Source organism: Methylobacterium sp. J-030, assembly GCF_022829545.1.
Lineage (GTDB): Bacteria > Pseudomonadota > Alphaproteobacteria > Rhizobiales > Beijerinckiaceae > Methylobacterium.
Window position 1 is genome coordinate 21,507 of the sequence record NZ_JAKSYM010000309.1, and the last position, 6,945, is coordinate 28,451.

Below are 6,945 nucleotides of genomic sequence, written 5' to 3' on the forward strand. Positions count from 1 at the left end.
AAGAAAGAATAGGCGGCGAGGCGGAGGGTGAAACTTCACTCGCCGCTTTCTTTTCTGGCGATCGTCAGAACGATGACCATTCGTTCGACTCCCGGCCGCAACCGGCCCAGGTCACACAAGAACTTGCGGCCAATCACGGGCGGGCTGGTTAGGCCCGCGGGATATCCGTACCAATGCGTCCGGGAGAGGCGCAACCGCCGTCGCGCCTCCCTGCCGGCTCAGCCCTTCATCGCATCCGCCTTCTCGATCAGCGCCTCGGCCATGCGGATCGAGGCGATGTCGATCAGGCGGCCATCGAGCGAGACGGCGCCGCGGCCGGCCTTGGCGGCCTCTTCCATGGCCTCGAGGATGCGGCGGGCCTTCGTCACTTCGGCCTCGGACGGGGTGAAGACCTGGTTGGCCAGATCGATCTGGCTCGGGTGGATCGCCCACTTGCCCTCGAAGCCGAGCGCCGCGCAGCGCCGGGCCGCCGAGGTGTAGCCGTCCGGATCGGAGAAATCGCCGAACGGGCCGTCGATCGGGCGCAGCCCATAGGCGCGGCAGGCGATCAGCATCCGGTTCTGGGCGAACAGCCACGGGTCCTGCCAGTGGGTCTGGCGGTTGCCGCCCTCGTCCTTGTCGGTGAGCACCGAGAAGTCCGGGTTCACGCCGCCGATCACCGTGGAGCGGGCGCGGGTCGAGGCGGCGTAGTCGGCCACGCCGAACGACATCGCCTCCAGGCGCTTCGACGACTGGGCGATCGCCTCGACATTGGCCATGCCCAGCGCGGTCTCGATCAGCACCTCGAAGCCGAGCTTCTTCTCGCGCTTCTTGGCCTGCTCGATCTGGGTGACCAGCACGTCGATGGCGTAGACGTCCTGCGGGACGCCGACCTTCGGGATCAGCACCATGTCGAGCCGCGGGCAGGCTTCGACGATGTCGACCACGTCGCGGTACATGTAGTGGGTGTCGAGACCGTTGATGCGGATCATCATGGTCTTGTTGCCCCAATCCAGGTCGTTCAGAGCCTGGATGATGTTGGTGCGGGCCTTCTCCTTGTCGTCGGGGGCGACGGCGTCTTCCAGATCGAGGAAGATCACGTCGGCGGCCGAGGAGGTCGCCTTCTCCATGAAGGTCGGGTTCGAGCCCGGAACGGCCAGCTCGGAGCGGTGCAGGCGGGCCTTGGCCTGCTGGATCAGGGTGAAGCTCATCGGGGGTCTCTCTCCTGGTGACGGTTCTGATGCCGGTGCGGGGTATCCGCTCAGCGGTGAAAATGGCGCTCGTCGGGCTTGGGGACAGAGCGGATATCAGGGGGGGCCGCGTCTCCCTCCCCCCTCTGCGGGGGAGGGAGGGCGCGTGTAAGTTTCTGCATCGCCCTCATCCCGTCGACCCGAAGCCGACCGCGATGCAGTTGATCGACAACAACAGAGCCGACTTCACCGCCTCGCGCCGGTCCTCGTCCGTCTCGGCGCGGTAGCGGGCGAGCAGTTCCACCTGCTCGCGGCTGACCTGATTGATCGTCGGCAGCCGACCCTTCAGCCGGTCGCGGAACAGCGGGAAGCGCTCCGCCAGCTCCGTGCCGCCGCTCACCCGCAGCACCATCTCCCGGGTCAGAGCGTACTCGGCCTCGATGGCGGAAAAGATCCGGTCGCGGACGCCCGCATCCGGAACGAGGCCGGCATAGGCGCGGGCAATGTCGAGATCGACCATCATCAACGTCTTCTCGACCTCGTCGAGGACGAGGCGCAGGATGCGCGAGTCCTGGAACAGGCGCTTCAAGGTCGCCTCGCCGTCCCGGCCGCGCACGTCGAGGAAGCTCGCCAGCCCCGAGCCGACGCCGTACCAGCCGGTGATGACGTGGCGGTTCTGCGACCACGCGAACACCCAGGGGATCGCCCGCAGGTCCGAGAGCGAGCGGGCGCCGAACCGGCGGGCCGGGCGCGAGCCGATGTTGAGGAGCGCGATCTCGTCCAGCGGGCTCGCGGCCTGGAAATAGTCCACGAGGCCGTCGGTCTGGAGCAACTGCACGTAGGCCGCCCGCGAGGCGCCGGCCAACGCCTCCAGGGCGTCGTCGTGGCCGGGGCCGGCCCGCTCGCCGTCGCCGGCGAGCGCATGCTCGAACACCGAGGCGGCAAGCAATTCCATCTGGTAGGCCGCGGTGCCGCGGTTGGCGTACTTGAACGAGACGACCTCGCCCTGCTCGGTCGTGCGGAACCGCCCGCGGATCGAGCCCGGGGGCTGGGCCATGATGCCTCGGTGGGTCGGCACGCCGCCCCGGCTCACCGAGCCACCGCGCCCGTGGAAGAAGGCGATCCCGACGCCGAGCTCCTCCCCGAGGCGGGTCAGCTTGCTCTGCGCCTTGTAGAGCTCCCAGTTGGCGGCGACGAAGCCGCCGTCCTTGTTGGAATCGGAATAGCCGATCATCACCTCCTGCACCCCGCCTTGCCAGCGGGTCGAGCGGCGAACCACCGGCGTGCCGAGCAGCGCCCGCATGATCGCCGGGGCGGCGCGCAGGTCGTCGATGGTCTCGAACAGGGGGACGATCGGCAGCGGGCAGATCTCGGTGCCGGCCGCGTCGAGGAACACCCCCGCCTCCTTGGCGAGCAGGTAGGCGCCGAGCACGTCCTCCACCGAGCGCGTCATCGAGAGCACGAAGGCGCCGAAGGCCTCGCGGTCCAGGCTCTCGCGCATCTCGGCGACGAGGGCGAAGGTGGCGAGCGTCTCGCGCGCGGCGTCCGGCAGATCCTCGAAGGAGCGCTCCGGATCGCGCGGCCGGGCGAGTTCCGCGTCGAGCCATTGCCGCCAGGCGGCGCTGCCAAGGGCCGGGGGCTCGCCGTCGCCGTTGCGCTGGCGCCAGAGGGCGTGGAGCGTGTCGGTGGTCCGTGTGGTGTTCTCGCGCAGGTCGAGCCGCACGGTCGAGAACCGGAAGATCTCCACCATCCGGCGGACCGGGCGCACGAGGTCCTGAGCCAGCGCCCCGCACTTGGCCTCCGTCAGGCCGCGCTCCAGCACGCGCAGATCCTCGATCAGGCCGTCCGCGCTGGCGTAGTCGGGGCCGGAGGGGTGTTCGCCCTCGTTGCGGGCGATCGTCGCCTCGATCTTACGCAGGACGCAGGAGAGATACTGGCGATAGGGCTCGCCCGGGTTGCGCCGGGTGATGGCGCGCCCCTGGCCGCTCTCGGCGAGCTGCCGGTCCAGTTCCGCGCGGAAACCGTCCGGCAGCGGTAGTGAGCGCTCGGTGAGCGACAGCGTCCGGCCGAGCTCGCGCACGCCGTCCCGGTAGCGGGTGAGCGAGGCGAGCGCGTTCCGGTGCAGGGTCTGCCGGGTGACGGCGGCGGTGACGTAGGGATTGCCGTCCCGGTCGCCGCCGATCCACGAGCCGAACTGGAAGAACGGCGGGACTTTGAACTCCGTGTCCGGATAGGTCTCGGCGAGCGCCTCGTGGAGCGTCTCCAGGGTCTCGGGCAGCATCTCGAACAGGGTCTCGTCGAAGAAGTGCAGCCCCCAGGCCACTTCCCGCTCGACGGTCGCCTTCTCCAAGTGCAGCTCGCCCGTCATCCAGACCAGCTCGATCTGGTCGCGCAGCGCGTTCATGAGCCCGTTGCGCTCGCGGTCGGTCCAGCGCGGCATCTCCAGCTCGCGCAGCACGAGGTAGATCCGCCGGAACTTTTCGAGCACCGTGACGCGCTTACCCTCGGTCGGGTGGGCGGTCAGCGTCGGGCGGATGCGCAGGTCGGTGAGCAGCGCCTGGATTTTCTCAGGCGGCACGCCCTGCTTGCGCGCGTCCGAAAACACCTTCGCGAAGGAGCCGCCGAGGGCCCCGCGCCCTTCCGTCCGCTCCACGTGGCGGCGGCGGCGCATCGCGGCGTTCTGCTCGGCGATGGAGATCAGCTGGAACCAGATGCCCTGCACCTGAAGGGCGCGCGCCAGCATCTGCGGCGAGAAGCGTGAGATGTCGGCCGTGCCGTGCAGCACCGCCTCCAGATCCGGGTCGTGCCGACGGGCGACGTCGAGCAGGGCCTGGAACAGGATGTCCAGCGCCTGCTCCGACGACGTGCCGGTGATCACCGGCGGCGCGAAGGCCGTGGCGTCGACGAGGCCGGGGGTCGCGTGAAGGGTACGGGTCATGGGGCCACCTCGTGGCGCACTTTCTTGGAAGGACGAGGCGCGACGCGCCCCCTCCCCCCTCTGCGGGGGAGGGTGGCCCCTGCCTCAGCAGGGGTCGGGAGAGGGGAGCAACGGTGCAGAACCAAGCTCCGCCCATCGTGAAGGTCACGCGCTTTCCGGAAGCCGGGTTCCCCTCTCCCGACCCCCTTCGGGGGCCACCCTCCCCCGCAGAGGGGGGAGGGAGAACGGCACGCTTTTGGTTGCCGCCGTTACGCCGCCCGGGCGAGCACGTCGGCCACGGTCTGCCCGAACGAGCCCGGATCCGGCGCCACCGTCAGCCCATACGAGCGCATGATCTCGGCCTTCTCGGCGGCGCTGTCGCCGGCCGCCGAGATGATCGCCCCGGCATGGCCCATGCGCCGGCCCTTCGGTGCCGTCAGTCCGGCAACGAACCCGATCACCGGCTTCGACATGTTCTCGCGGATCCAGGCCGAGGCCTCCGCCTCCTGCGGGCCGCCGATCTCGCCGATCATCAGCACGGCGTCGGTATCGGGGTCGGTCTCGAACAGGGCGAGGTGGTCGAGGAACGACGAGCCGTTGATCGGGTCGCCGCCGATGCCCACCGAGGTCGAGATGCCGAGCCCCAGCTCTTTGAGCTGCGCGGCCGCCTCGTAGCCCAGCGTCCCCGAGCGGGAGATCACCCCGACATTGCCGGGGAGGTAGATGTGGCCGGGCATGATCCCGAGCATCGCCTTGCCGGGGGAGATGATGCCGGCGCAGTTCGGGCCGACCACCATCGTGCGGCGGTCCCGGGGGTAGCGCATCAGGTAGCGCTTCACCCGCATCATGTCCTGGGCCGGGATGCCATCCGTGATCGAGCAGACCAGCCGCAGGCCGGCATCGGCCGCTTCCATGACGGCGTCGGCCGCGAAGGGCGGCGCCACGAAGGTGATCGAGGTGGTGGCGCCGGTCGCCGCCACCGCCTCCTTGACGGTGTTGAACACCGGCAGGCCGAGATGGGTGCGCCCGCCCTTGCCCGGGGTGACGCCGCCGACGACGTTCGTGCCGTAATCCAGCATCTCCTTGGCGTGGAAGGTGCCCTTGTCGCCCGTGATGCCCTGGACGATGATCGGGGTGGTCTCGTCGATGAGGATGCTCATGGCGCGGTCTCCCCTCAATGCTTGGTCTTGGCGGCCGCGCAGGCGTCGACCGCTTTCCTGGCCGCCTCCGCGAGCGTGTCGGCGGTGATCAGGTCGAGGCCGCTCTCCGCCAGGATCTTCTTGCCCGCTTCCACGTTCGTGCCGGCCAGCCGGACCACGAGCGGCACGTCGATCTTCACCTCGCGGGCCGCCTGAATGACGCCCTCCGCGACCCAGTCGCAGCGGTTGATGCCGGCGAAGATGTTGACCAGGATCGCCTTGACGTTGCGGTCCGACAGCACGAGCCGGAAGGCCGTCGCGACCCGCTCCGGAGACGCACCGCCGCCGACGTCCAAAAAGTTCGCCGGTTCGCCGCCCGCGTGCTTGATCATGTCCATGGTGGCCATGGCCAGACCCGCGCCGTTGACGATGCAGCCGATCTCGCCCTCGAGGCCAATGTAGCTGAGGTTGTGCTCGGCGGCCTGGGCCTCGCGGGGATCGCCCTGCGACGGGTCGTGCATGTCGGCGATGCCCGGCCGGCGGAACAGGGCGTTGTCGTCGAACGACATCTTGGCGTCGAGCGCCAGCACCCGGTCGTCCTTGGTGACGACCAGCGGATTGATCTCCAGCATGGTGCCGTCGCAGTCGCGGAACGCCCGGTAGGCGTTCATGATGGTCTTCACCGCGGCCGAGACCTGCTTGATGTTGAGCCCGAGCTGGAACGCGATCTCGCGCGCCTGGAACTGCTGCAGGCCGACCGCCGGCTCGACCACCACCTGGATGAGCGAATCCGGCTCGTTGGCGGCGATCTCCTCGATGTCCATGCCGCCGCGCTGGCTGGCGATGACGCGGACCCGCTCGGCCTTCCGGTCCAGCACGTAGCCGAGATAGAGTTCGCGCTCGAACGGGTCGGCGGTCTCGACGTAGACCCGCTGCACCGGCTTGCCCTCGGGGCCGGTCTGGTGGGTGACGAGGCGCTTGCCCAGAAGATCCTTCGCGGCGTCGCGGACCTCGTTGTAGGTCCGGCACAGCTTGATGCCGCCCGCCTTGCCGCGGGCACCCGCATGGATCTGTGCCTTCACGGCCCAGAACGAGCCGCCGAGCTCGGTGGCCGCGTAGACCGCCTGGTCCGGGCTGAAGGCGATGGCGCCTTTCGGGACGGCCACGCCGAAGCTCGCGAGCAGCTCCTTGGCCTGATATTCGTGGACGTCCATTCGGCGCCTCCTCCGCGGTTCGTTGCCGCCGTTCGACGCCTTTCAGTTTAGTTGAGTCGAAAGATTACGCCCGTCAAATTTTTTGATCTGCCGGTTCAGGGGGTCTTTTTCGCAGTCGCAACATGAACCGTATTCGTTTGCGCATTGCAACATACAGAAAAACAATAAGGCCGGGGCATAATGCACCCGGCCTTGACTGTCGATCAGGAATTTTGGAGCAGAACTTGGACGCGCTGGCAAGTATAAAGCTTCAGATACAGCAAGACGCAACCCCTCCCCCTCTGCGGGGGAGGGTGGCCACTGCGTCAGCAGGGGTCGGGAGAGGGGAGCCCGGCTGCCGGAAGGGGCGCGACCGTGATGCAGGCCGGCGGTTCATTCTGCACCGTCGCTCCCCTCTCCCGACCTCCTTCGGGCGGCACCCTCCCCCACAGAGGGGGAGGGGGACGGAGCGTGGATCGTCGTTTCACCTTGGCTTTGACCACACCATAGATCTTCCAGGTCCACCC

The 6,945-nt window shown here is 68.6% G+C and carries 4 protein-coding genes; all 4 read right to left on the bottom strand.

Going from position 1 to position 6,945, the window contains the following annotated elements:
- Positions 1-218: 218 nt before the first annotated feature.
- The 4 genes from MKK75_RS23150 to MKK75_RS23165 all read right to left on the bottom strand — a co-directional run bounded on the left by MKK75_RS23150 (position 219) and on the right by MKK75_RS23165 (position 6,439).
- A complete protein-coding gene (locus MKK75_RS23150) occupies positions 219-1,190 on the bottom strand; it encodes an HpcH/HpaI aldolase/citrate lyase family protein (protein WP_244044862.1) in 972 nt (323 codons plus the stop codon).
- A gap of 166 nt (positions 1,191-1,356) precedes the next feature.
- Positions 1,357-4,107 (bottom strand): phosphoenolpyruvate carboxylase, encoded by a 2,751-nt coding sequence (locus tag MKK75_RS23155; RefSeq protein ID WP_244044863.1) that lies wholly within the window; start codon positions 4,105-4,107, stop codon positions 1,357-1,359.
- A 248-nt stretch (positions 4,108-4,355) separates the two neighbouring features.
- Positions 4,356-5,246 carry a succinate--CoA ligase subunit alpha gene (sucD, locus tag MKK75_RS23160; RefSeq protein WP_244044864.1) on the bottom strand — a complete coding sequence of 297 codons (891 nt, stop codon included), beginning with the start codon at positions 5,244-5,246 and terminating at the stop codon, positions 4,356-4,358.
- A gap of 14 nt (positions 5,247-5,260) precedes the next feature.
- Positions 5,261-6,439 (bottom strand): malate--CoA ligase subunit beta, encoded by a 1,179-nt coding sequence (locus tag MKK75_RS23165; protein WP_244044865.1) that lies wholly within the window; start codon positions 6,437-6,439, stop codon positions 5,261-5,263.
- Between the last annotated feature and the right edge of the window lie 506 nt (positions 6,440-6,945).